This window comes from Kribbella sp. CA-247076 (assembly GCF_050942445.1).
GTDB lineage: Bacteria > Actinomycetota > Actinomycetes > Propionibacteriales > Kribbellaceae > Kribbella.
This window is the reverse complement of record NZ_CP192051.1, coordinates 1,217,050-1,241,117: the sequence shown is the minus strand read 5'-3', so window position 1 is coordinate 1,241,117 and position 24,068 is coordinate 1,217,050. Positions and strand designations below refer to the sequence as shown.

Genomic DNA, 24,068 nt, shown 5'->3' with positions numbered 1-24,068 from the left:
ACGTCAGACGAGCCGGCGGTCGGTGGCCCAGCGGGTGAGCTCGTGGCGGTTGGACAGCTGCAGCTTGCGCAGCACCGACGAGACGTGGGTCTCGACGGTCTTCACCGAGATGAACAGCTCACGGGCGACTTCCTTGTAGGCGTAGCCGCGGGCGATCAGCCGCAGTACCTCGCGCTCGCGCTGCGACAGCCGGTCGAGGTCCTCGTCCACGGACGCGATGTCGATCGCCCCGGAAAACGCGTCCAGCACGAAGCCGGCCAGCCGCGGCGAGAAGACCGCGTCCCCGTCCGCGACCCGGCCGATCGCGTCGACCAGCTCGGCGCCGCTGATGTTCTTGGTCACGTACCCGCGGGCGCCGGCCCGGATCACGCCGATCACGTCCTCGGCCGCGTCCGACACCGACAGCGCCAGGAACTTCACGTCCGGGTGCCGCTGGTGCACCTGCTTCATCACCTCGGTGCCGCCGCCACCGGGCAGGTGGACGTCGAGCAGCACCACGTCGGGCTCGGTGCCGACGATCGCCTTCACCGCGGTCTCGACGTCGGAACCCTCCCCGACGATGTCGACCGCGGCGCCGATCTCGCTGCGCACCCCGGCCCGGAACATGTCGTGGTCGTCGACGACGACAACGCGCCTGCTGCTCATCTGTCCATCTCCAGTCGCACTTCGGTCCCTGTCTCCGGATCGGACCGCACCGTCGCGCGGCCGCCGTGCCGTTCCATTCTGCCCAACACACTGTGCCGCAGCCCGAGCCGATCCTCCGGCACGCCGTCGACGTCGAATCCCTTGCCCCGGTCGCGGACGAAGATCTCCGCCCGGTCCCCGTCCACCTCGACGAACACGTCGATCTTGGCCGCACCGGAGTGCTTGGCCGCGTTCACCATCGACTCGCGGGCGGCCCGGACCATCGAGGACAGCGGCTCGGTCAGCTCGCAGTCTCCGACCGTCACCACCTCGACCGGTACGCCGTGCGAGTCCTCGACCTCGGCCGCGGCCCGCTTGGCGGCGCCGGCCAGGGTCTGGTCGGTCTTGTCGTCCTCGTCGTACAGCCAGGTCCGCAGCTCGCGCTCCTGGGAGCGGGCCAGCCGGGCGACCGCGCGCGGGTCGTTCGCCTGCTTCTGGATCAGGGCCAGCGTCTGCAGCACCGAGTCGTGCAGGTGGGCGGCCATGTCGGCGCGCTCCTGCGAGCGGATGCGCTCGGCGCGCTCGGTGTTCAGGTCCCGGGTCAGCCGGTGCACCCACGGCCCGGCGATCACGCCGAGGCCGACCACCGCGAGCAGCAGCGCGACCAGGACGTCGCCGACCATCGAGAGCCGGCCGTTCTGGACCAGGAAGACGGTGACCGCGGTCCCGATCAGGATCAGGCCGACGGCGATCCGCACCAGCGACTTCCAGCCGCCCTTGCCGAGCACCAGGCCGAGGATCGGGACCCGGACCGACTGGGTCCACTCGTTCTTCTGGGTCTCGTCGGCCTGCCGCCAGATCAGCGCCAGACCGGTGCCGGCGAACACCAGCGGCCAGAACATCTTGCCGGCGATCCCGAGCCCGGCGACCTGCAGCAGAAGCAGCACGCCGAGGCCGACGACCACGAGGGCCGTCACCTGGCCGCGGCTCTTCTCCTTCTTCCGCTCCTTCGCCTCGGTCACCGGCGGTGGCGGCGGCTGGTCGGTCCGCAGGCCGCCGCGCGTGTGCGCCGCCAGCCCGGGCGCGGCCGGCACCGTCGCGGTCGCCAGCGGCATCAGGAACCAGAGCGCCGCATAGATCAGTACGCCGAAGCCGCCGAACACCGTGGCCGCGATCAGCACCAGCCGGACGACGGTGTCGGACACCCCGAGGTGGTCCGCGACCCCGCCCGCGACGCCGGCCACGACCCGTCCCTCGGTACGGCGGTACGCCCGGCGGACCGGTGGCGGCTCGGACCCCGGCTGGCCGTGCTGGGCGCCGTACGAGGAGCCGTGATGAGCGCCGAACGGCGGGCCGAACGGGGGTTGGCCGGGTTGGGTGCCGTTGTAGGACTCGTAGGGACCCTGGTACTGCCGCGGGCCCTGGGGGCCCCAGCCCTTGTACCGCCACTGGCTGTCGTCCTGGACAGGCTGCGGCCCGGGTGAGGCCTCCGGGGTGGAGGACCTGCCCGTGGGCGCGGCGGCGGCTGACTGGTTCATCCCCACGATCGTCACACGTTGACAGGGCCGACACCAGCAGGCTTGTCCCTAGGCGGCTCCTCAGCGCCTGTCCGGCCGGGTCAGGGTCGTACCGGGGAGAACCCCGAGCGGACCGGTCTCCGGGAGCCGACCCCGGGGTCGCGAGAGGGGGATCCCCGATGGTGCCGGGGTGGGCGTGGGGACACTATCGGTGGCATGGAGCAGAACTCGAGTGGACCCGGTGGGTTCGACCGCGGCGGCCTGCAGAACGTGCAGAGCTGGCAGCGTAGCCGGTCGGACCGGATGGTGGCCGGCGTCTGCGGCGGAATCGGCCGCGCGCTGAACATCGACCCGGTGCTGGTCCGGGTGGTGATGGCGGTCCTCGTCCTCAGTGGGCCGGGGGCCATCTTCTACATCGCCGCCTGGGTGCTGATGCCGGACGAGGGCAGCGACCGGTCCGCGGCGCAGGGACTGCTCGGCGACAAGGTCCGCCCGGACCACCCGTGGCTGTGGCCGATCGTGATCGGCGCCTGCGTGTTCGTCGCGATCGCGATGATGTCGTCGTTCGACTTCGGCCGGTTCGTGCCCGGGCCGCTGATCGTGCTCGCGGTCATCTGGGTGGTCGCCTCCCAGCGCAAGAAGCTCCGCAAGAACCAGAACCTCGCCGCCAACCGCGGCTGGTCCGGCCCGCAGCAGTGGGCCGGCCCGGGTCAGCACGCTCACCCTGGCCAGCCTGGCCAGCCTGGTCAGCCTGGTCAGCCTGGTCAGCCTTCGCAGCCTGGTCAGCCCTGGCAGCCCGGTCAGCCCGGTCAGCCCGGTCAGCCCTCGCAGCCCTGGCAGAGTGGTCAGGCCGGTCAGCCTTCGCAGCCTGGCCAGCCTTCCCAGCCCGGGTACTCCTCCTCCGCTGCCACGGGTCAGCCCGCCACGTCGGCGTACCCCCAGACCGGCCCGTCAGCTCCCCCGGCGGGTCCGTCGTCCTCGGCCACACAGCGACCCCAGGACCGCACCGTCGAACCGGTCCTTCCTGTGTGGACCGAGGACGACCCCCTCGGCCTGTACGTCGACGAGCCGACCGCGGGCCCGCCTCCGGCCACCGCCAAGGCGTCGGCACCGCCGGCCAAGGGCATGCGCGGGGTGAAGTCGATCGTCGTCGTCCTCACCGGCGCCGCGATCGCGATCGCCTGGGCGGCCGGCGCGGCCACGTCGACCATGCTGGTCATCGGCCTGCTGACGCTCGGCGCCGGCATGCTGCTCGGCGGGTTCCTCGGCCGGACGCTCGCGCTGCTGCCGCTCGGCATCCTGCTCGCGGCCGGCGCGGCGGCGAGCTCCGTGTTCCCGGAGGTGCCGCGCAACTTCGCGGACACCAACTACGTCGCCCCGGCGGGCCAGCAGATCACCGCGACCAGCAACAACTACACGTTCGACGCCGGGTCGGTCCGCCTGGACCTGACCAAGGCCGAGTTCGCGCCGGGCGCCCGGATCGAGGTCCATGGCGGGGTCGGCGAGGTCGTCGTCAAGGTCCCGCAGGACGTGGACGTCGAGGGCCAGTTGTCCGCCGAGATGGGCGAACTGTCCTGGCTGAACGAACACAAGGGCGGCCATAATGCCGAACTGACCATCAAGGACCTCGGCCCCGACAACAAACCCGGCCCTCAAACACTCACCCTCGACATGGACCTGAAACTAGGCAGCATCAAAATAGAACGCGGCTGATGCAGAAGATCAGAGTGGAGCGGGGAACGCACGGGCTCGCGTGTGAAGCGCGATCGTCGGAAGATCAGGGTCAAGCGGGGATGAAGCAGAGGATCAAGGTGGAGCGCGGATGAAGCAGAAGTCGAAACCGGACGTACCCGGCATCATCGCCGGCACCGTCCTGTCCGGCGGCGCCACCATCTGGATGCTCACCGACAACGGCGTCCTCCAGACCGACGACCTCGGCGTCACCTCCGCCCTCCTCCTGGTAGCCGCCGGCATAGTAGGCCTAGCCGCCTCCCACCGCAGCTAACGCACGTCCCACGGGGGTTCACCAGTAACTCGGTGGACCCCTGTTGCGGTGTTCCGTACGCTCCTCCGCATGTCCAGTCCTGAGGCCAGCAGACCGTAGCCACCGGCGTTCGGTGGCACTCCCGCTCCGAATCGCCGGCGATGCCGGCCGCTGTCCCCTGCCCGTTCCGCACCCAGGCGTTCGTCCTGCGGAGCTCGGGCGCCGCGGCCTGTCCCGCGGCGGCTCGTACCCGCCGCACCTCATCGACGTGGTTGCGGAGCCTTCATGCCTTCCTTCATGCGCTTTCCCCTGTCTGCACGCATGCCTCTCGTGCTGTACCTGCTCGGCCTGGCCGTGTTCGCCCAGGCAACCTCCGAATTCATGCTGTCCGGCCTCGGCCCCGACATCGCCCGCGACCTGGGCGTCTCGATCCCCGCCGCAGGCTGGCTCACCTCGGCGTTCGCGGTCGGCATGATCGTCGGAGCCCCGGCGATCGCCGTCCTTGGCGCCCGCTGGCCGCGCCGCCGTACCCTCCTGGTCACCCTGACCGTCTTCCTGCTCGTTCACGTGATCGGCGCACTCACCACCAGCTTCACGATCCTCCTGCTGACCCGCGTGATCGCCGCCCTCGCCAACGCCGGCTTCCTCGCACTCGCCCTCGCCACCGCCACCACGCTGGTCTCCCCGGATGCGAAGGGCCGAGCAACCTCCGTCCTGCTCGGAGGTACGACGCTCGCCTGCATCGCCGGCGTACCCGCGGGCGCCGTCCTCGGCCAGCACCTCGGCTGGCGGTCCGCCTTCTGGGCAGTCGCGATCATCTCCGTCCCAGCCCTGATCGCGATCCTGCGTGCCGTACCCGCCACCCGCATCACCGGCCCGGCGACGCCCGGCCTCGTACCACTCGGGGACCCCGAGGCCACGAACGGTTTCGGTGTCGACCGGTGTCTCGTCGTACTGCTCGCACTCGGGGCATTGGTGAACGGGGCAACGTTCTGCTCATTCACGTACCTCACACCGGTGGTGACGGACGTGACCGCACTCGGCGACGGCTGGGTGCCGGTGATGCTCGCGCTGTTCGGCCTCGGCTCGTTCGCCGGCGTCACGCTTGCCGGCCGGTACGCCGACCGCCGCGACCACCGCCTGGCCTTCGTTGCCGGCAGCACCTTGTTGCTCGGCTGGGGCGTCTTCACGCTCACCGCGTCGATCCCGGCCGCGACCGTCGTACTCGTGATCACTCAAGGACTGCTGTCGTTCGCCGTCGGCTCGACGCTGATCTCCCACGCCCTCTACGCCGGCTCGGCCTCCCCCGTCCTCACCGGCGGCCTCGCCACCGCGTCCCTCAACGTCGGCGCCGCCCTCGGCCCAGCCTTGGGCGGAGCCGCCATCGCCGCAACCGACTACCGCGCCCCACTCTGGGTCAGCACCCTCCTCGTCGGTACGGCGCTGGGCCTGACGGGCACGCTTCAGCTCTGGGAACGTCGCTGGGCCTGGCGCGGGCGCTTCAGCTCTGGGAACGGCGGGCGGCGCGCCGGGTGACATAGAGGCGGACCTTCTCCGAGGTGCCGCAGATTTCCATGGAACACCAGCGGCGGCTGCCGTTCTTCGACTGATCGAGGAACAGCCAGGGGCAGCCGGCGCATCTCTTGATGCGCGCCGCCCGCGGGCTGGTGAGCAGCTCGTAGGCGGCGTGCGCGACCGGCCACAACGGCGAGTCCAGCAACTCGAACCGCCAGGTCGGCTGCAGGTCCACCAACTCCGCCCGCTCGACAGCACTGGTCACGAACGGCCGCAACTCCTCCCACCCCTCAAGCCGCCACCCCTCCACCCCCGCATCCCCAGCACCAGCCCCATCGGCGCGCTGTCCCCGGGACCCCGCCGCGATACCAGCGTCGCCCTGCGCCCGCGAGTCCAGCCCACCACCGGCCTCGCGTCGCGCCCGCGAGCCCGACGCACCACCGGCATTGCGCTGTGCCCACGAGCCCGACGCACCACCGGCCTCGCGCTGCGCCCGCGAGCCCGACCCACCACCGGCATTGCGCTGCGCCTGCGAGTCCTCCGCGCTGACGGTGTTGCGCTGGGTGTCCGGTGCGGTGCGGGTGGACTGTTCTGCTCGGGAGTCCGCCGTCGCGAGGGAGCGTGCTTGGGCGTCGGCGATGGTGCCGGCTGTGTGGTTGATGGCGTCGCGGAGCGCGTGGGCCTTGCGGACTATGGCGGCTGCGGGGCGGGGGGCAGCGGTGTGCAGGAGGCGGTCGGCTTCGGGTTCGGTGATCAGGGACACGCGGAGTGACCACCACAGGAGTCCGTGGTAGTCGGCGATGTGGTCGTGGCGCTCAGGTCCGAGGGGGTCGTCGACCGTGTTCGCGAAATCCAGCGCGAGGTCGCGGGCGACCACGGGGAGCTCGCGGATGCCGTCGGGAAGCTGGGGTGTTTCCATCAAAACACACTTTACCAGTTTGAGGTCGAGCCTGTTGGGAACCTGTTTCCGGCATGACCAGCTTTACTGGAAACACCCCCGCCCGGGCGGGCGGCTGGGCGGTCGTTTGTGTGGCGCAGTTCGTGGTGGTGCTCGACGCGACGATCGTCACTATGGCGCTGCCTGCGATCGATGCGGAGCTCGGATTCGGACCGGTCGGGCTGTTGTGGGTGTTCACCGCTTACACGGTCGCGCTTGCCGGCCTGCTTGTCCTCGGCGGTCGGGCGTCCGATCTGGCGGGTTCTCGGCGGATGTTCCGCTCCGGGCTCGCGATCTTCACCGCTGCCTCGCTCGCCTGCGCGCTGGCGTGGTCACCGGCCGTCCTCATCGCGTCCCGGCTGGTCCAAGGCCTCGGCGCGGCACTGCTCGCGCCGGCCGCCCTCGCGGCACTGTCCGACTCCCTGCCGCAGGACGCCGCCAGACGCGCCCTCGGCTGGTGGACGGCGTCCGGAGCCGCAGGCGGCGCGAGCGGCTGGGTCCTGGGCGGCGTACTCACCCAACTCGGCGGCTGGCGGTGGGTGTTCGCGGTGAACGTCCCGATCGGACTCATCGCGTTTCTGGTGAGTCTGCGCGCACTCGCGGGTCGTGGCCGGACCACGCCCGTCCGCTCGCTCGACGTACCAGGCGCGTGTCTGATCACCGCCGGCATCGCGCTCATCGCGCTCGGCCTGTCGGAGGTTGCGCACGACCCGACCGGCGTTCGCGGGTGGGTAGCACTCGCAGGCGCAGCGCCGTTGCTCGCTCTATTCGCCCGAGTCGAGCGTCGCTCGCCACAGCCACTTCTCCCTATTACCCTCGCGCGGACCCGCGGCGTACTCGGCGGAAACCTGACCGCGGCCGCGGTGACCGCGTCGACGTCACCGCCGATGCTCACCGCCGCGCTGTACGTCCAGGACCAGCTCCCACCCGCCCAGGCCGGGCTGATCTTCCCGGCGTTCAACCTGGCCGTCATCGGCGGCTCACTCGCGGGTCCGTACGCGGCCCTGCGACAGGGCACTCGCCGGATGCTGGTGACCGGCTTCCTCGGCATCGCTGTCGGCGTCGCTCTGCTGCTGCTCCTGCCCGAGGACGACGCACCGCTGCTTCTGCTGATCACCGCGTTCGCCGTCATGGGCGTGAGCCTCGGCCTCGCGTCGGTGTCGTCGACCACGGCCGGTACGGCGGACGTCGTCGAAGGCGAGCGTGGTGTCGCGGCCGGCGTACTCACCTCCTCGGCGCAGCTCGGGACCACTCTCGGCCTGGCTCTGTGCGCACCCGTGACCGCGGCGGACGACCCGATGACCGGCTACCGGTTCGGCTTCCTGATCGGGATCGTCGTGGCGTTCGCGGGCGTTGTGGCGGGGTTCACAGTGCCACGGGCAGTACGGCGTACCGCAAGCGGTCTCCGCTAGGCTTTGGACCGCTAAAAGCGGCTTCGGCCGTGGTTCAGTACCCGAGGGGTCCGGGTGAAGCGGGCCCCGTTGTCACAGGAGTTCTCGATGGTGCGCGGCACCGTGAAGTGGTTCAACGCCGACAAGGGCTACGGTTTCCTTGCCGTCGACGGACAGGACGACGTCTTCGTCCACTGGAGCAAGATCGTCTCCGACGGCTACAAGACGCTCGAGGACGGCCAGCAGGTCGAGTTCCAGATCGTCGACGGCCCCAAAGGCCGCGAAGCCGACACCGTCACCCCCGTCTGACCCACCCCACCGCCCCGAAACCACCGCGGTTCAGTCCACCCACCCCGCAGTCCTCACGCTCCCGGCAGTTGCAGGATTCCGCAGTACGCACGAGTCGGGGTGCGCGAGTGGGCCGGTGGCGGGCAATCGGTTGCCGGGGGGTGCGGCGTACGGCGTTGGTGGACTGCGGGGGGCGGTGGCAAGCGGTAGCCTGACGTCTCACACTGTGAGGGGTGGATACGTGACGGAGCCGGTACCCGTGATCCGCAAGCTCGAGCAGGCGCTGGCCGACGACGACTTCGCCTGGTCGCTGCTGCTCGTCGGCGAGGACCAGACCGACAAGCTGGCGACGCTGACCGGCGACTTGCGCGGACCGTTCTCGACGACCGGCGACGGCAAGCAGATCACCTCCGGCTTCTCCTACTGGGGCATCGGCCCGACGATCGCCTGGGCGAACGCGACCAACGACCCGTTCTACCTGGTGATGAAGGCCGGCACGGAGTCCTTCCTGCGGCACTGGCGCAAGCTCCGCCCACACGTCGACCAAGGTGGCTTCCACCTGGTCAGCCTCGGCGTCGGCACCGGCGTCAAGGATCGCACCATTCTCGGCGACATGCGCCGGCACAACCGGGACATGTACTACGTCCCGGTCGACATGAGCTCGGAGATGCTCCGGATGGGCACCCTGGAGCCGGTCCGCGGCGTCCGGTTCCCGATGTCGCAGGTGCTGCCGGTGCAACTCGACTTCTCGATCGCGGACAACATGGACGAACTGGGTCAGATGCTGTCCCGGCTGATCGGCGACGAGCCGATCCTGTTCACGCTGACCGGCAACACGCTGGCCAACTTCGAGAGCGACGAGGAGCTGCTCCACACGATCACCCGGGTGCTCCGGCCGCAGGACCGGTTGCTGCTCGAGGTGGCGAGCACCAGCAGCCTCGACCAGGAGGCGGCGAAGGCGGCCGCGGACGAGTACCACCAGACCCGGGCGTTCGCCGAGTTCGTCACCAGTGCGTTGCGGTACAACACGGACCTGAAGATCGACAACGACCGGATCGACTTCCGCGGCGAGGTGGAGAACGACGACGCCCTGCTGGTGAAGATCGTCTGGCAGAACAACACCGGTGAGCCGATTGTGATGGGGCTGCCGGACCATACCCAGGTGGTGCTCGAGCCGGAGGACACGATCCTGCTCTACACCACCCGCAAGTACTCCACCGAGCGGCTGAAGAAGCTCACCGCCGCCTGCGACCTGACGCCGGTCGAGCACGCCCACTCCGGGTTCCGCTACGCCCGCAGGCCGAGCCCGTTCGGTCTCGACCTGCTCCTGCTCGCTCCCGGCACGGCGGAGAACACCACCGCCCACACCCTCGCCGACGACATCTGGTCGACATGACCCCAGCCGGTACGCCGGGCACCCCGACGGACCCACCCGCCACCGGATCGCCGCGCGAAGGCGAGGCGCCGGACCGAGGTGCCGCGCCAGGCGAAGGCGACTCACCGGCTGACGGCGGGCATCAGGCCGGAAGCGAGACGCCAACCGGAGCCGGGGCGCAGGGTGGGGTGGGGGATGCGGGGGTTTGGCGGGCTCGGGTTCGGGTGTTGGTGCGGTTGCGGCAGGTGCGGCGGGTGTTGCCGGCGGTGGACGTTCGTTGGGCGGCGTACCGACGTACTGTTGTCACGGCGATCAGCTACGGGTTGCTCGCGGTCGCGTTCGTTCTCGGGGTGATCTGGTTCTTCTGGCCGGAGAACTCGCGCTGGGAGCCGGCGGTCAACTCGCTCACGCTGGTCGCCGGGTTGACCGGCATCTTCGTCGAGCGGCTGACGGCCGAGGCCGAGCGGCGTACCGAGGTCCTGCGGGCGGTCGCGGACGAGTTGCGGGAGAACACCCGGCTGCTGAGCGACGAACGGTTCTCGCCGACAACGCCGACCACGCGGCAGGTGTACCCGCGGCTGGTGGTGTCCGCGGTCGACCTGGCGCTCGTCTCCGGCGCCCTCGGCCGGCACCGCGACGCCGAGCTCGTCGGCCTGCTGCACCGGTGGCGCGACACCGTGCACCTGTTCAACCGGCGGCTCGACCTGACCGAGATCAGTACGTTCTCGAACACGATCTCGCCCGCCGAGCTGCAGGCGTTCCACCGCGCGCTGCACCGCGAGAACAGCTACTTCGCCGCCACCCGCGACATGCTCGAGAACCTGTTGACCAGGATGCCACCGGCTTAACGGCGAGGACCGAAACGGAGTACGCCTGCCACTACCGGCAATTGTGCCCGAGCGGTTGACTTCACCATGAGCCGCAGGCTTACTTTCGGACAGGACCGTAAATAGGTCGTCAACCGGAGGACTCGCATGCGATCTGCCCAATCGCTCATTGCGGTGACACTCGCCGCGCTGCTCGTCGCCACCCTGACCACGCCCGCCGACGCCGGCCGACCTCCCACCGACGCCGGCCCACCAGCACAGTCCGATCCGACCGCCCAGTCCGACCCATCCGCAAAGGCCGATCCATCCGCAAAGCCCGGCCCGCCGACCGCGACCGTCACCTCCCTCGGTACGCCGCTGTCCGACGTCCTGCTGATCGGCGGCACGGTCGCACCCGGCCCGGACGGCAAGACCGCGATCTGGAACGTCTCGACCAGCGACCCGGCGTACCTGAACGCCATCGACCCGGTCACCGGGACGCCGCTGCTGTCCGCGCCGCTGCCCGGCGCCGGCGGCAGCTACGCCGTGGCCGCAGCCCCGGACGGCACCATCTACGCGGGCACCTACAACAACGGCCACCTGTACCGGTGGAAGCCCGGCTCGGGGAACACCGTCGAGGACCTCGGCCGCCCGATCGCGACCGAGACGTTCATCCAGCGGATCACCACCGACGAGCAGGGCAACGTGTACGGCGGCACCTTCCCGAACGGCAAGGTGTTCCGGTTCGACCATGCGACCGGTGAGGTCCGCGACTACGGCCAGCTCAAGGCCGGCCAGACCTACGTCAAGAGCATCGATTACTGGAACGGCAAGATCTACGGCGGCACGATGCCGGACGCGCACATCCTCGAGCTGGACGTGGCCACCGGCGCGGTCACCGAGCTGCCGTCGCCACCCGGGCTCGGCGACCCGTCGGACAAGGTCGTCTACGACCTGAACACCCGGGCCGGCCGGGTCTACGCGCGGATCAGCACGGCCTTCCCCGGCCCGTTGTACGTCTGGGACATCGCGTCCGGCGCCTGGGTGGACGAGATCCCGAACGCGCACGGCCTGGACGTCTCTCCGGTCGGCGACAACGGCGAGATCTACCTGATCCAGGCGAGCGAGCTGAAGAAGTACGACCCGGCGACGAAGACGCTCACCGGCACCGGCCTGACGTTCACCGGCCGGATCCAGAACACGCGCTCGATCGGCTGGGCCGAGCTCGGCCTTCCCGACTACCCGGGTAAGAGCATCGTCGGCACGCTCTGGCGGGGCGAGGAGTTCCGCTACAACCCGCAGACGGGCAAGTCGGAGATCTTCCAGACCTCGGTACGGCGGGAGCCGATCGAGATTCTGTCCGTGGCCGGAGGCAAGGACCACATCTACGCCGGCGGCTTCCTGAACGGCGGGGTGTCGGTGGTGGACCCGGACACCGGCGAGGCCACGTTCAACCGGTTCTCGCAGACCGAGGCGCTGCTGGAGGGCAAGAAAGGCAACCTCTGGATCGGCGCGTACCCCGACGCCCGCGTCTACACCTACGACCTCGGCAAGCCGTGGAGCAGCCCGGAGTACTCACCCGGACCGCCCGGCACGCCCGACAACCCGAAGCAGGTGCTGAACCTCAAGCCCGACATCTTCCAGACCCGCGCCCGCGCGCTGGTCGAGGTGGACGGCAAGCTCGCGGTCGGCACCATCCCCGACGGCGACCGGCTCGGCGGCGCGCTTGTCATCCACGACCCGAAGACCGGTGCCACGCAGAAGTACCGGCACGTGGTCCAGGACGAGAGCGTCTTCGGCCTGACCGCCCGCCGCGGCATCGTGTACGGCGGTACGTCGATCGCCGGCGGCCTCGCCACCACCCCGCCGACCCGGACCGAGGGGACCGTGTTCGCCTGGGACGTGAAGCGCGCCCGCAAGCTGTGGGAGGTCGTGCCCGTGGCCGGCGCGATCACGGTGTCCTCGGTGACGTTCGGGCCGGACGGCCTGCTGTGGGGCGTGGCCGGCAAGACAGCGTTCGCGATGAACCCCCGGAGCGGCAAGGTAGTCAAGTCCTTCGTCCTCGGGACAACGACGTCCAGCGGGGACATCGTCGCGACCAGGGACGCGGTCTACGTGAGCATCGACCTGAACAAGATCTTCCGGATCGCACCGGGCAAGGCCCCGGCGCTGCTCGTCGAGAAGGCCCACCGCCGGCTCGGCGTCCGGAACGACCGCCAACTGCTGCTGACCCACGGCGCCGAGCTGTTCCGAGTTGATCTCAGCCGTTGACAGCCGAAATTCCACCCAGCTACTTTCGGTCCTGACCGTTATTCGGTCGTCCAACTTCCGGCCCTGACTTCCGGACACCCAGGGGGTGCGATGAATTCCACCGTCCGCCGCATCGCGGCACCACTCACGGCCCTTGTGCTGGCCGCCGCTCTCAGTTCCTGCGGCGACGACTCGGGCGGCTCCGACTCGGAGGCGAAGAAGCCCGTCACCCTCTGGATGTACCCGGTGATCGGGGACCAGGCGGCCGCCGACGCCTACTGGAAGAAGGTCGAGACGGACTTCGAGTCCGCCAACACCGACATCGACCTGAAGATCGAGGCGCAGACGTGGGACAAGCGGGACGAGAAGCTCGCGGCCGCGTTCGCCGGTAAGAAGGGGCCGGACGTCGTCCTGCAGATCCCCGACCAGATGCCGCAGTACGTCAAGAACGGGTCGTTCGAGCCGGTCGACGACGTGGTCGAGCCGGACAAGGACAAGTTCCTGCCGGCCGCTCTTCCCGGCCTGACGGTGGACGGCAAGGTCTACGCCGCGCCGATCTACCACACCGTCACCACGACGATGTTCAACAAGACGATCCTGGACAAGGCGGGGATCAGCAAGCCGCCGGAGACCTGGGACGAGATCAAGGCCGCGGCACCGAAGATCAAGGCGGCCGGCTTCTCCACGATGGACTACTCCGCGTCGCCGGAGGCGTCGCTGAACCTCAACTTCTACCCGCTGCTCTGGCAGGCGGGCGGCAAGGTGTTCAACGACGACGGCAAGTCGGTCGCCTTCAACCAGGCGCCGGGGCTCGAGGCGCTGACGTTCCTGAAGAGCCTCTACGACCAGGGCGGGATCCCGAAGAGTGCCCTGAGCAACGGCAACGTGGTCGCCGACCAGCCGTTCGGCAAGGGGCAGGTGGCGCTGGCGTTCACCAGTACGCCGGCCGACGCCAAGACGGTGGCGACGACCTGGGGGGCCGCCAACGTCGTCATCGGGAAGCCGCTGACGGGGGCGAAGCAGGTCGGCTTCGGGCTGCCCGGCGGGCTCGCGGTGAACGCCGCGTCCGAGAACGTCGACGCGGCGAAGAAGTTCCTGTCCTTCATGATCCAGCCGGCCCAGGTCGAAGGTCTCAGCAAGGCGTCCGGCTTCTTCACCCCGCGCACCGACGCGAAGACGCGGACGACGGATCCGGTCTCGCAGAAGTTCGCCGACGCCCTGCAGTACGCCGTACCGGGTGAGCCGAACGCGTCCGCCCGCCAGGTGATGTCGCTGCTGAGCGTCGAGATCCAGGCCGTGCTGACCGGGAAGAAGGCGCCGCAGCAGGCGCTCGACGACGCCGCGAAGCAGGCCAACGACCTCCTGTCGAGACAGCGTTGACCGACGCCCGGCAGACGCCGGACACGGCCACGGGCCGGGCGGGGCCCGTGGCCGGCCAACCGGCGCCCACCCCCTCCCTGCGTAGTTCGCCACCCCCGGGGCGGCGGCGCTCACTCCGCCGCCCGTGGGTCGGGTTGCTGTTCGTCGCGCCGATGCTCCTGCTGTTCCTGGCGTTCCGGTTCCTGCCGGTGGTCGGCGCCGTCCTGCTCTCACTCACCGACTACCGGCTGAGCGGGCGCTGGGATTTCGTTGCGGTTGACAACTACACTCGCCTGCTCCAGGACGGCCTGTTCCACGAGGCGCTGATCGTCACGCTCACCTACACGGCGATCTTCGTTCCGCTGACCATGCTGTTGTCGCTCGGCACCGCCGTACTCCTGCACCAGGTCGTCTGGGGCCGCGGCTTCTTCCGCGGTGTGTTCTTCCTCCCGTACGTGACCAGCATCGTGCTCGCCGCGGTCATCTGGAAGTGGATCTACGACGCCCAGGACGGCCTGATCAACGCGGTCCTCGGCCTGGTGTCCGTCGGCCCGATCGACTTCCTCGCCGAGTCCGGCCTGGTGCTGCCGTCGATCGCGGTCACGTCCGCCTGGAAGGGCTTCGGCTACTCGATGCTCATCCTGCTCGCCGGTCTGCAGGCGGTCCCGCGCTCGTACCTCGAAGCCGCGATGATCGACGGCGCCGGCACCTGGCAGCGGTTCCGCTACATCACGCTGCCGCAGCTGCGGCCGGTGCTGTTCTTCGTGCTCGTGATCGAGACCATCGGCGCGTTCCAGGTCTTCGACGCGATGTACGTGATGACCGGCGGCGGCCCGGTGCGCTCGAGCTACTCGCTCGTCTACTTCCTGTACGACAGCGGTTTCAAGTACTTCGACTTCGGCTACGCCAGCGCGATCGGCCTGGTGCTGTTCGCGATCGTGCTCATCGTCTCGCTCGTGCAGCGACGGCTGGTCGGGAGGGACGACTGATGGTGAACCTGCTCGAACGACCCCGCGCCCAGGACACGGCACCGCCACCGAAGACCGAGAGCCGTCCGGTCGCCCGGCTGACGCTGCCGACCCTGCTCACGCTGACCGCGATCGTCACCATCGTGCCGTTCGCCGCGATGGTGATGGTCGCGTTCGCCCCGCCCAGCGGCCAGACGTTCCCGGACGCGCTCGACCCGACCCGGTACACGCTCGACAACTTCAGCCGGGTGCTGTCCAGCTCGGACATCCCCCGCTGGACGATCAACTCGCTGCTGTACTCGCTGGTGTCGGTCGTCTTCGTCCTGCTGTTCGCGGCGATGGCCGGCTACGCGTTCGCGAAGAAGCGGTTCCCAGGGCGGGAGCTGATGTTCTGGGCGTTCCTGGCCACGCTGATGGTCCCGTTCCAGGCGACCCTGATCCCGTCGTACATCCTGGTCTCCAGGCTCGACTGGGTCGACAGCTACTGGGGCCTGATCGTGCCGACACTGGCGAACTCGCAGAGCGTGTTCCTGCTGCGCCAGTTCATCAGCCAGCTGCCCGACGAGCTCTTCGAAGCCGCCGAGATCGACGGTGCGCCGGAGTGGCGCATCTTCACCCAGATCGTGCTGCCGCTGATCCGGCCGGCGCTGGCGACCCTCGGCATCTTTGTCTTCCTCTGGCACTGGAACGACTTCCTCTGGCCGCTGGTCATCGGCCAGTCCGGCGAGATGCAGACGCTGACGGTCGGCCTGGCAACCCTGCAAACCCAGGCCGTCCCGATCAACCAGGTCATGGCCGGCGCCACGATCACCGTCGTCCCGAGCCTCCTGGTCTTCGGCCTCCTCCAGCGCTACCTGACCGACAGCATCGCCATGTCCGGCCTGAAAGCCTGAGCCGGGCCGACTAGCGAAGGTTTCCGAAGGCTTCGATGGCGCGGAGGGTGTCGGTCTGCGAGAGGCCGGGGGGCTGGAGGCGGAGGATGATGCCGTCGGCACCCATCGCCTCATAGTGGGCCAGGCGGTCGGCACACTCCGCGGGTGAGCCGATGACGCTGCGGGCCGCGATGTCGTCCCAGCCTTGGGTGTAGCGGCTCGCGTCCGCCGACGTACGCTTCCAGCCGGTGTAGGCGTCGTACAGGTCCCGCAGCGGCGCCTCCAGGACCCGACGCGCGTCCTGCGACGTGTCAGCGCAGTACCCCTCCCGGCAGAGGATCACCTCGCGTCCCAGCGAGCCCTCACCCGCCGGATACGAGCGGTACTCCGAGATCTTCCCCGGCAGCTCCGCGTCGAGCTCGTTGAACGACGTCGTCCACCCGTCGCACATCCGCGCGGTCCGTTCGAGGACGGCGGACACCCGCCCGCCGTTCCACAACCGCGGCCGCGGGCTCTGCACGGGTCGGGGCGACAGGAACGCCTCCCGGATGCTGGTGAACTTCCCGTCGTACGTCACCTCGTCCGACGTCCACAACCGCGTGAGGATCGTCAGGCACTCCTCGAACCGCGCGACCCGCTCGGCCTGCGTCACGCCGTACAGCGCGAACTCCTCCGGCCGGTACCCGAGCACGAACCCCGCGGTCAGCCGCCCACCCGACAGTACGTCGATGTGCGCGAGCGTCTCGGCCAGTACGACGGGGTCGTAGAGCGGCGCCACGATGCCTGAGGTGGCCAGGCCGATGCGGTCGGTCTTGGCGGCCAGGTAGGCGAGCGACGTGAGGATCTCGTGGTATCCGGGCCGGTGCAGGTGGCGTTCGCCGAGCACGATCCACTCGAATCCGGCCTGCTCGGCGAGCCGCGCCTGCTCGACCGCGTCCTCGAGTCGCGGCCGCTCGCCGGGCGTGCCGTAGAGGTTGAGATAGAGCCCCAGCCGCATCAGGGTGCCACCTTCCGTTGACAGAGTGCGCTCACGGTATTTACGGTCTTGACCGTAAGTCCTTTCTCGCCAGATTGCGACCCTGAGGAGCCGGATTTGAGCGTCATACCACATCCGGCCGGGGTGCCGGCCCGGCCCGAACCGGCGCAGACCTCGGGGCCGATCAGCGCGATCAAGACCCGCGTGGTCAGCGCGCCGTACCGGCGTCCGTTCCAGATCAGCAGCGGGATCAGCACCGAGCTGGTCAGCCTGGTGGTCGAGGTGCACACCGCTGACGGCGCGATCGGGATCGGTGAGACCTCGCCGATGACGGCGTACACGGGCGAGACGCTGGCCGGGGTCACCGCGGCGATCGAGGAGCACCTCGCGCCCGCCCTGATCGGCCACGACCCGCTCGACCGCGCCGGTGCCCACCTGGTGATGGACTCGGTGCTCCGCGGCCAGCACGTGGCCAAGTCCGGCCTCGACATCGCCCTGTACGACCTGGCCGGCCGGGTGAGCGGCTGGCCGGTGCACGTGCTGCTGGGCGGCAGCATCCGCGACCGTGTGCAGACCACCTGGGTCGTCGGCCTCGGCACCCTGGACGAGATGGCGGCCGAGGCAGCGGAGTACGCCGGCAAGGGCTTCCGGCACCTGAAGGTCAAGGGCGGCCACGAGCCGGCCAAGGACCTCGACCTCGTCCGTGCGGTCCGCGCAGCCATCCCGGCAGACGCCGAGCTGTGCCTGGACGCGAACGAGGGGTACGACGCCGCGACCGCGCTCCCGTACCTGACCAAAATGGCCGACGCCGGCCTGAGCATCCTGGAGCAGCCGCTGCCGCGGTGGGACCTGGCCGGGCTCGTGCGGTTGCGCGACCGGCTCGACGTACGCGTGATGGTCGACGAGAGCATGCACTCGCTGCAGGACGCGCTGGAGATCGCCCGGCGCGGTGCGGCCGACGTACTGAACATCAAGATCCTCAAGGTCGGTGGACTGCACAGAGCCCTGCAGATCGCCAACGTAGCCGAGGCGGCGGGCCTGGCGGTGAAGGTAGGCTCGATGCCTGAGCTGGGCGTGGCCACGCTGGCCGCGGTCCACCTGGCCGCCGCCGTACCCGGTGCGACCGTGGCCGCCGACCTGGTCGGGCCGCTGATGGTGCACGAGGATCCGCTGGCCCCGACCGTGTTCGCCGACTGCGACGGCTGGATCGACGTACCCACGAGCCCAGGCCTCGGCCACGACGTCTGAGAGGTCCGATGCACGCACTCGTCGAGCAACTCCGCGGCACCCTGCTCCCCGCGGTCGTCACCCCGATGGACAGCGACGGGGTGATCGCGTACGACGCTCTGTCCGCGTACGCCGGCCGGATGGCGACCCAGCCGATCGGTGGGGTCGCGGTGTGGGCGCACACGGGTCGTGGGCTGTACCTGTCGGCCGCGGACCGGTCAAAGGTGCTGGAGACCTGGCGACAGGCTACGGACGTGCCGATCGTGGCCGGAGTCGGCGTACCTCGGTCTCAGCCGGCGCACACGTTGCAAGAGGCCGCGGACGCGACTGTGGCGATGGCACTGCAGGCTGCCGCGGGTGGAGCGGACGCTGTGATGGTCTACCCGCACGCTGCGCTGGGTGGGCTTCCGGACGGGCACGCGCAGGCCGTTGCGCTGCATGAGCGCGTGGCGGCCGAGAGCGGGCTGCCACTGGTCGGTTTCTACCTGCACGGCGAGGCGGGTGGGTACCCGTACCCACCGGAGCTCATCCGCGACCTGTTGAGCCTGGATGCGATGCTCGGGGTCAAGACAGCGACGCTCGACCGGGCGATCGGCTGTCAGGACGCGATCTGGGCGGGGCGCGGTACCGGCAAGCTGCTGATCACTGGTGAGGACCGGATGTTCGGCCCGTCGTTCATGTGGGGCGCCGACACTGCACTCGTCGGGATCGCCGCGGCAGAGGTCGAGTTGTCGGCCGCCGTACTGCGTGCTTGGACGTCAGGCGACCACAGTGGCTTCCTGACCGCCTCGGACCGGCTGGACCGCTTCGCGGCGGCGACGTTCTACGCGCCGATCGAGGGGTACGTGCAGCGGATGCTGTGGGCTGCGGTCTGGGAAGGGTTGATCCCGGAGGACGCGGCCTACGACGCCTACGGTCCGGAGCTGCCCGCACCGGAGCGAGAGCTCGTCGTTCGCTGTCTCGAGGACCTCAGGAACTATCCTGCGAGTTGAGGGCCCGACCCGACGTCGTCGAAGGAGTGCCGTGCAGATCAATCCGGCGGTGGCCTGATGGCCCTCACGGTCGGTGTCATCGGCCCGGAGGACCTGGTCCAGCGGGTGATCGCGGTCGGTCCGCCGAGCGGCACGACGTTGCTCCCGCTGCCCTATCACCACGAGACCGAAGCGGTCGAGGTGGTCGAGCAGTCCCACGAGAAGGTGGACGCGATCCTGTTCACCGGCGTCGTCCCGTACACGATCGCCACCGAGGCCGGCGTGATCGACCGCCCGGCGATGTACGTCTCGTACGACGGCGCCACGCTGCTCCGCGCCCTCGTCGAACTGCTCCGGCTCGGCCACAACGTCACGCAGTTCTCGATCGACACGCTGCGCCGCAGTGAGGTGCTGGAGACGCTGATCGAGGCGAAGCTGCCGACCGACCAGATCCACGTGCTCCCGTACCGGCCCGGGCTCACCTCCGACGACATCGTCGCCTTCCACCGGGCTGCCCGCGAGAAGCACGACAGCAAGGTCGCGATCAGCTGCCTCGGCTCGGCGTTCCACCTGCTCGAGAACGAGATGCCCTCGGTCCGGCTCGCGCCCTCGCGGTACTCGATCCGCTCCACGCTGCAGGCCCTCGTCCTCACCACGACCGGCCAGCACGTCGGCGACGCCCAGGTCGCCCTCGGCATCATCGACCTCCCCGAACCCGACGACGCCCTCGCCGCCGACCTCATCACCCTCGGCGCCAGCCTCGCCGTCCTCCCCGACGGCCGCCACCTGGTCGTCACCACCCGCGGCGTCCTCGAGCAGGCCACCGAACAGTTCACCCGCATGCCCCTGCTCGACCACCTCGCCTCCCGCCACGACACGGCGTACGTCGGCTTCGGCGTCGGACGTACGGCGGCCGAGGCGGAAGCGCTCGCCCGTCGCGCCGTCAGCCGGGCAGCGTCGATCGGGTCCGTGGCCGGTGTCGTCTCGATGTCCGACGACGTGGAGATCGTGATCGAGCCCACCGGCGAACAGCCCGCCACCGCTCGCGGTCCCGAGAGCCTTCCCCTGCTGGCCCGGCGCGTCGGTCTGAATACCCAGACCCTCGCCCGCATGCGCGAACTCACCGCCACCCTCCCCGACGGCCTCACCACCCAGGACGTCGCCGACCACCTCGCCGTCCAGCTCCGCACCGCCCGCCGAGTCCTCAAACGCCTCGAACGAGCCGGCCTCGCCGCCCCCATCGGCAGCCAACAACACGGCCGAACCGGCCGCCCACCCACCATCTACCTCATCCGCCTGTAGCCCCGACCCCCGCTTGCTACGCGGCCCCTCCTCGTCGCAGGCTCCCCGTCCTGTCCGCTCCGCGCGCTCCCGCCCAACCCTCGGCTGATCGCCGCGCATCCGTGTCCGGCTGCCGCCGGCGACCTGCGGTGCTATCGCCCCGCCGCGCGGGCTTATCGCCCGTCAACGGTCGCCAGGACGTAATCACCAACCGGCTCGTCACCCCGGCGGACTGCGGTGCTGTCGCCCGGTGCCCTCGCGGCTTGTCGCCCTCGGCAGACAACCTGCCGTGGTCACCCACCCGGCGGACTGAGGAAGCCGCCCGGTTGGTCGACCGATGAACGCAACCAGCCCGTCCAGCCGACGGACGGGCGGAGGGCGCGCGGACGCGGCGGAAACTTGTGGAGAGTTTCAGTGGCGTTGTCGGATTCGGTGGGGGCTGTTCGTGGGAGGGTTGAGCGGCGGCGTGGGGTCGTCGGGATGGAGGGATGGGATGAAGCTTCTGCTGACTTCTGGCGGAGTTCGGAACGCGAGCGTGCAGGATGCGCTGGTCGAGCTGCTGGGTAAGCCGATCGAGGAATCCAGCGCGCTCTTCGTTCCCACCGCGATCTACCCGTTCCCGGGTGGCTCCATCGGGGCCTGGCGGGCGGTGACCGGGAACAATCCGTCGCGGTTGGCCAATCTCGGGTGGAAGTCGATGGGCATCCTGGAGTTGTCAGTGTTGCCGAGCATCGAGGAAGAAGCCTGGGTGCCGTTCGTGCAGGAGGCGGACGCGCTGTTGTTCTGGGGCGGCGACCCGCTGTTCCTCGCGAACTGGATGCGACGCTCCGGGCTGACTGCTCTCCTGCCGTCGCTGCGGTCGGAGGCGGTGTACGTCGGCGTGAGTGCCGGGAGCATCGCCGCGTCCTCCACGTTCGTCGAGACCTACACCGAGCCGCCTCGTGGCGTCGACGGGCCGTTGAAGACGGAGGACGTCGTCTTCAGCACGCCCGAGGGTGACGTCGACAGAATTCTCGTCACCGGCCAGGGCGCCGGGCTCGTCGACTTCGCGGTGATCCCCCACTTCGAGAACCCGGACCACCCGGACGCCTCCCTGGCCAACGCCGAGCAGTGGGCGGCCCGGATCCCGGCGGCGACGTACGCGATCGACGACCAGAGCGCGGTCAAGGTGGTCGACGGCACCGTCGAGGTCGTCTCCGAGGGCCACTGGAAGCTGTTCAGCCCCTAACCAGACGACGACCAAGATCAACCGTCCCTCACCATCTCGACGCACTCTCGCCGCGGAACATCGCGGTCGCCGAGTCGCGCCGAGTTGACCGATCGGGGCGGACTCCCGAGAAACGCGACCCGCTGGTCGTCCTCACCGGAGATTGCACCGACTTCGTCGGTTGATGCCCACGAGGTCGTAGATCTTGCCGGCGGGTGTGCTGCCGAGCGGTCCGCGCTGTCTGCACTGAAGCTGCTCGCCGTGAGGGTTGGTGGTTCGCCCGTCCGCTCGCTGCTCCAGACTGCGAACTGTGCGGCCTGCCTGAGCTTCTCGTCGTCGGCCACCCAGCGGGACGGTCTGCGTGGCGGCGGGGTCGATCTGCCCGACGCGTCTGGGCTGTTGCCGGGCTCGGGAGGTGACGCTGCCCAAGCTGAAGGGGCTGCGCCTGGAGGAGCGGACGCAGAGGCCGCCGAGGATGAGGCGGCAGACGCGGGAGGCGCACAGGCTGAGTGCGCCGAGTCGGGAGGCGCACAGGCTGAGTGCGCCGAGTCGGGAGCCGCACAGGCTGAGTGCGCCGAGGCTGCGGGTGGAGATCCTGAACCTTCAGAGCCTGAGGGTGCCACAGCCGAGTACGCGGAGTCCGTGCCCGAGGCCGCGCGGGCTGAGGGCTCGCACGCTGTGGAGTTCGGTCCGGCGGTTGCCGGTGCCGAGGCTGCCGGTGCCGAGGCTGCCGGTGCCGAGGCTGCCGGTGCCGAGGCTGCTGGCTCGGAGGCTGGGGGCACGGAGCGAGGCGACGCCTGGGTGTCCTTCGGAGCGTCGTCGGGCAGGGGTGGGTGGCTGCGCGCGGGGCGTGGGGGTGGTGGGTTGGTGGTGCGGTTCAGGGTGTGGGGTGGGGGTGGGTCGGCCCAGGCGGGGCGGGTGACGTGGACTGTGCCGTTGGTGATGTGGATGGTCCAGTGGCCGGAGTGGAGGTCGCGGTGGTGGCGGCGGCAGAGCAGGACGAGGTTGTTGATCGCGGTGGGGCCGCCGTCGAGCCAGCTGTGGAGGTGGTGGGCGTCGCAGTGGATGGGTGGGGCGGCGCAGACGACGCAGCCTTTGTCGCGGGCGTTGAGGGCGCGGCGCAGGTGGCGGTTGACGAGGCGTGCGGCGCGGCCGATGTCGAGGGGTTCGGAGTTGGTGCCGAGCACGAGCGGGATGATGTTGGCGTCGCAAGCCAGCCGGCGGATCGCGGCCGCGGACAGGTTGTCGCCGTACACGAGTTGGCCGGTCGCCTCCGCGGTGGCCGCCTTGAGGTCGTTCAGGTCGATGGTGACGGTGATGTTCGCCTTCGCCCCGAACCCCGGCACCCAGCCGCTCTGCCCGGACCGCCCGCCCTCGGCCCCGGTCAGATGCTCGGCCGCCGGACTTCCGGTCGGCTCGGCGGCAGGGCAATCACGGTCGCTCAAGGTGGTTCCGTCGCTGGCGAGGGCGGTGCCGACACCAGCCGAACGGCGCTCGGTGGCGGCGCGGTCGTCGCGGCGGGGGGTGGTGTCGGTGGCTGTGGCGGCAAGGGTGAGGGTGGTGGTGAGGGCGTCGGCTTGGCGTTTGGCGCGGGGGCGGGGGTCGGGGTCGCCGTCGACGGTTTTGTGGGGGCGGGCGTTGGCGTGGATGAGGGCACGGAGGAGTTCGGCGTTCTCGTTGGCCAGGTAGCCGCGGAAAGCCACGCCGTTGTCCGCGTCGCTCAGGGTGAGTGATTCGCGGGCGTAGGCCTTGTGTTCGTCGGGTTCGGGGCCGTCGGTGTCCAGCAGGTCGCGGATCTGTTTGCCGGCCCGGCGGAGTTCGGCCGGGGACAGGTGGCGGGCGAGGTTGACCAGTTGCTGTTCGGCGACCTCGACGTCCTCAACCGGGACGGTTGCCGGGACTCGCTCGAGGGCGGAGACGATCGCCTCGGCCTGGGCCGGTCGCAGCAACCACCGCTGATCGTCCTCGCGATGATCAGCGTGCTCACCGTCATGCTCGCCCCGGTCGTGCTCGGCGTCGTGCTCGCCGCCGTGGTCGGGCTCGGCATCGTGGTCGTGCTGCTGTTCGTGCTCGGCGGTCGCAGCCGCGGTCTGCGCGCCGGGTGCTGTGTCAGCCAGGGCTGGGTCAGGCAGGGCTGCTGCGACCGCGTCGTACTTGGGGAGGGCGCGGGCGAGGCGGACGTCTCGGTGGGCGTCGGTGCTGTTGAGGCGGTACCGGAAGGTCAGCAGTCGGGCGGTGTCGTGGGCACCGACCTCCTGCGCGTAGCCGACATCCTCGAGGCCGGCGATCACCTGGAGGCGGTAGGTCTGCAACCGGGCCAGCTCGGCATCCAGTACGTCGAGAGTCGACAGCATCTCGCTGCCGCTCATCGACCACACCGGCCGCTGCCCCAGATCTTCCATGCACCAACTCTAGACGGCCCCTCCGACAGTTTTCAAAGCCGATTCCCCTTGTTTTCAAGGGATCTCGCCTCTCGACGTTGTCCACAGGCACCTCTGGACAACATCGCGGGGAGCAGCC

The 24,068-nt window shown here is 69.9% G+C and carries 20 protein-coding genes; 15 read left to right on the top strand and 5 right to left on the bottom strand.

Going from position 1 to position 24,068, the window contains the following annotated elements:
* Nucleotides 1-3: 3 nt before the first annotated feature.
* Both ACQPYZ_RS05890 and ACQPYZ_RS05885 read right to left on the bottom strand, forming a co-directional pair.
* The gene (locus ACQPYZ_RS05890) at nucleotides 4-645 is read right to left on the bottom strand and encodes a response regulator (protein ID WP_433166048.1); all 642 of its coding nucleotides are present in this window, start codon (nucleotides 643-645) and stop codon (nucleotides 4-6) included.
* Nucleotides 642-2,162, bottom strand: a complete 1,521-nt coding sequence (locus ACQPYZ_RS05885) for an ATP-binding protein (protein WP_433166046.1) — start codon at nucleotides 2,160-2,162, stop codon at nucleotides 642-644. Before ACQPYZ_RS05885 ends, ACQPYZ_RS05890 begins: the two co-directional genes overlap by 4 nt.
* 195 nt (nucleotides 2,163-2,357) lie before the next feature.
* Between ACQPYZ_RS05885 and ACQPYZ_RS05880 the strand changes: the two genes are divergently transcribed.
* From ACQPYZ_RS05880 to ACQPYZ_RS05870, 3 genes are all read left to right on the top strand, one after another.
* A complete protein-coding gene (locus ACQPYZ_RS05880) occupies nucleotides 2,358-3,854 on the top strand; it encodes a PspC domain-containing protein (RefSeq protein ID WP_433166044.1) in 1,497 nt (498 codons plus the stop codon).
* A 109-nt stretch (nucleotides 3,855-3,963) separates the two neighbouring features.
* The gene (locus ACQPYZ_RS05875) at nucleotides 3,964-4,146 is read left to right on the top strand and encodes a hypothetical protein (RefSeq protein WP_433166042.1); all 183 of its coding nucleotides are present in this window, start codon (nucleotides 3,964-3,966) and stop codon (nucleotides 4,144-4,146) included.
* Between the two features lie 300 nt (nucleotides 4,147-4,446).
* On the top strand, nucleotides 4,447-5,661 hold the full coding sequence (locus ACQPYZ_RS05870) for a Cmx/CmrA family chloramphenicol efflux MFS transporter (RefSeq protein WP_433166039.1): 1,215 nt from the start codon (nucleotides 4,447-4,449) through the stop codon (nucleotides 5,659-5,661).
* Here the strand turns inward: ACQPYZ_RS05870 and ACQPYZ_RS05865 are convergent.
* Nucleotides 5,627-6,559 carry a CGNR zinc finger domain-containing protein gene (locus tag ACQPYZ_RS05865; RefSeq protein ID WP_433166037.1) on the bottom strand — a complete coding sequence of 311 codons (933 nt, stop codon included), beginning with the start codon at nucleotides 6,557-6,559 and terminating at the stop codon, nucleotides 5,627-5,629. The two genes, ACQPYZ_RS05870 and ACQPYZ_RS05865, sit on opposite strands and share 35 nt — an antisense overlap.
* Before the next feature lie 53 nt (nucleotides 6,560-6,612).
* On the opposite strand from ACQPYZ_RS05865, the gene ACQPYZ_RS05860 reads away from it, so the two are divergent.
* The 8 genes from ACQPYZ_RS05860 to ACQPYZ_RS05825 all read left to right on the top strand — a co-directional run bounded on the left by ACQPYZ_RS05860 (nucleotide 6,613) and on the right by ACQPYZ_RS05825 (nucleotide 15,907).
* Nucleotides 6,613-7,989, top strand: a complete 1,377-nt coding sequence (locus ACQPYZ_RS05860; protein ID WP_433166035.1) for an MFS transporter — start codon at nucleotides 6,613-6,615, stop codon at nucleotides 7,987-7,989.
* An 87-nt stretch (nucleotides 7,990-8,076) separates the two neighbouring features.
* Nucleotides 8,077-8,277, top strand: a complete 201-nt coding sequence (locus ACQPYZ_RS05855; RefSeq protein ID WP_396386221.1) for a cold-shock protein — start codon at nucleotides 8,077-8,079, stop codon at nucleotides 8,275-8,277.
* Between the two features lie 220 nt (nucleotides 8,278-8,497).
* Nucleotides 8,498-9,652, top strand: coding sequence for an L-histidine N(alpha)-methyltransferase (locus ACQPYZ_RS05850; protein ID WP_433166033.1), 1,155 nt, complete (start codon nucleotides 8,498-8,500; stop codon nucleotides 9,650-9,652).
* A 233-nt stretch (nucleotides 9,653-9,885) separates the two neighbouring features.
* Nucleotides 9,886-10,479: a hypothetical protein gene (locus ACQPYZ_RS05845; RefSeq protein WP_433166031.1), complete on the top strand. Its 594-nt coding sequence runs from the start codon at nucleotides 9,886-9,888 to the stop codon at nucleotides 10,477-10,479.
* Nucleotides 10,480-10,605: 126 nt separating this feature from the next.
* Nucleotides 10,606-12,708 carry a hypothetical protein gene (locus ACQPYZ_RS05840; protein ID WP_433166029.1) on the top strand — a complete coding sequence of 701 codons (2,103 nt, stop codon included), beginning with the start codon at nucleotides 10,606-10,608 and terminating at the stop codon, nucleotides 12,706-12,708.
* Between the two features lie 90 nt (nucleotides 12,709-12,798).
* Nucleotides 12,799-14,067 carry an ABC transporter substrate-binding protein gene (locus tag ACQPYZ_RS05835; protein ID WP_433166027.1) on the top strand — a complete coding sequence of 423 codons (1,269 nt, stop codon included), beginning with the start codon at nucleotides 12,799-12,801 and terminating at the stop codon, nucleotides 14,065-14,067.
* A gap of 152 nt (nucleotides 14,068-14,219) precedes the next feature.
* Nucleotides 14,220-15,035 (top strand): carbohydrate ABC transporter permease, encoded by an 816-nt coding sequence (locus tag ACQPYZ_RS05830; RefSeq protein ID WP_433166025.1) that lies wholly within the window; start codon nucleotides 14,220-14,222, stop codon nucleotides 15,033-15,035.
* Nucleotides 15,035-15,907 (top strand): carbohydrate ABC transporter permease, encoded by an 873-nt coding sequence (locus ACQPYZ_RS05825; protein ID WP_433166023.1) that lies wholly within the window; start codon nucleotides 15,035-15,037, stop codon nucleotides 15,905-15,907. Before ACQPYZ_RS05830 ends, ACQPYZ_RS05825 begins: the two co-directional genes overlap by 1 nt.
* Before the next feature lie 10 nt (nucleotides 15,908-15,917).
* Here ACQPYZ_RS05825 and ACQPYZ_RS05820 read toward each other — a convergent pair whose 3' ends face one another.
* Nucleotides 15,918-16,883: an LLM class flavin-dependent oxidoreductase gene (locus ACQPYZ_RS05820; RefSeq protein ID WP_433166021.1), complete on the bottom strand. Its 966-nt coding sequence runs from the start codon at nucleotides 16,881-16,883 to the stop codon at nucleotides 15,918-15,920.
* Between the two features lie 96 nt (nucleotides 16,884-16,979).
* Between ACQPYZ_RS05820 and ACQPYZ_RS05815 the strand changes: the two genes are divergently transcribed.
* The 4 genes from ACQPYZ_RS05815 to ACQPYZ_RS05800 all read left to right on the top strand — a co-directional run bounded on the left by ACQPYZ_RS05815 (nucleotide 16,980) and on the right by ACQPYZ_RS05800 (nucleotide 21,569).
* Nucleotides 16,980-18,110 carry a mandelate racemase/muconate lactonizing enzyme family protein gene (locus ACQPYZ_RS05815; protein WP_433166019.1) on the top strand — a complete coding sequence of 377 codons (1,131 nt, stop codon included), beginning with the start codon at nucleotides 16,980-16,982 and terminating at the stop codon, nucleotides 18,108-18,110.
* Nucleotides 18,111-18,118: 8 nt separating this feature from the next.
* Complete coding sequence (locus ACQPYZ_RS05810; protein ID WP_433166017.1) at nucleotides 18,119-19,081, top strand: dihydrodipicolinate synthase family protein; 963 nt, start codon at nucleotides 18,119-18,121, stop codon at nucleotides 19,079-19,081.
* Between the two features lie 57 nt (nucleotides 19,082-19,138).
* A complete protein-coding gene (locus ACQPYZ_RS05805) occupies nucleotides 19,139-20,362 on the top strand; it encodes a hypothetical protein (protein WP_433166015.1) in 1,224 nt (407 codons plus the stop codon).
* Nucleotides 20,363-20,834: 472 nt separating this feature from the next.
* A complete protein-coding gene (locus tag ACQPYZ_RS05800) occupies nucleotides 20,835-21,569 on the top strand; it encodes a Type 1 glutamine amidotransferase-like domain-containing protein (protein WP_433166013.1) in 735 nt (244 codons plus the stop codon).
* A 17-nt stretch (nucleotides 21,570-21,586) separates the two neighbouring features.
* Here the strand turns inward: ACQPYZ_RS05800 and ACQPYZ_RS05795 are convergent, their stop codons facing one another.
* Nucleotides 21,587-23,950, bottom strand: a complete 2,364-nt coding sequence (locus ACQPYZ_RS05795) for a DUF222 domain-containing protein (RefSeq protein WP_433166011.1) — start codon at nucleotides 23,948-23,950, stop codon at nucleotides 21,587-21,589.
* Between the last annotated feature and the right edge of the window lie 118 nt (nucleotides 23,951-24,068).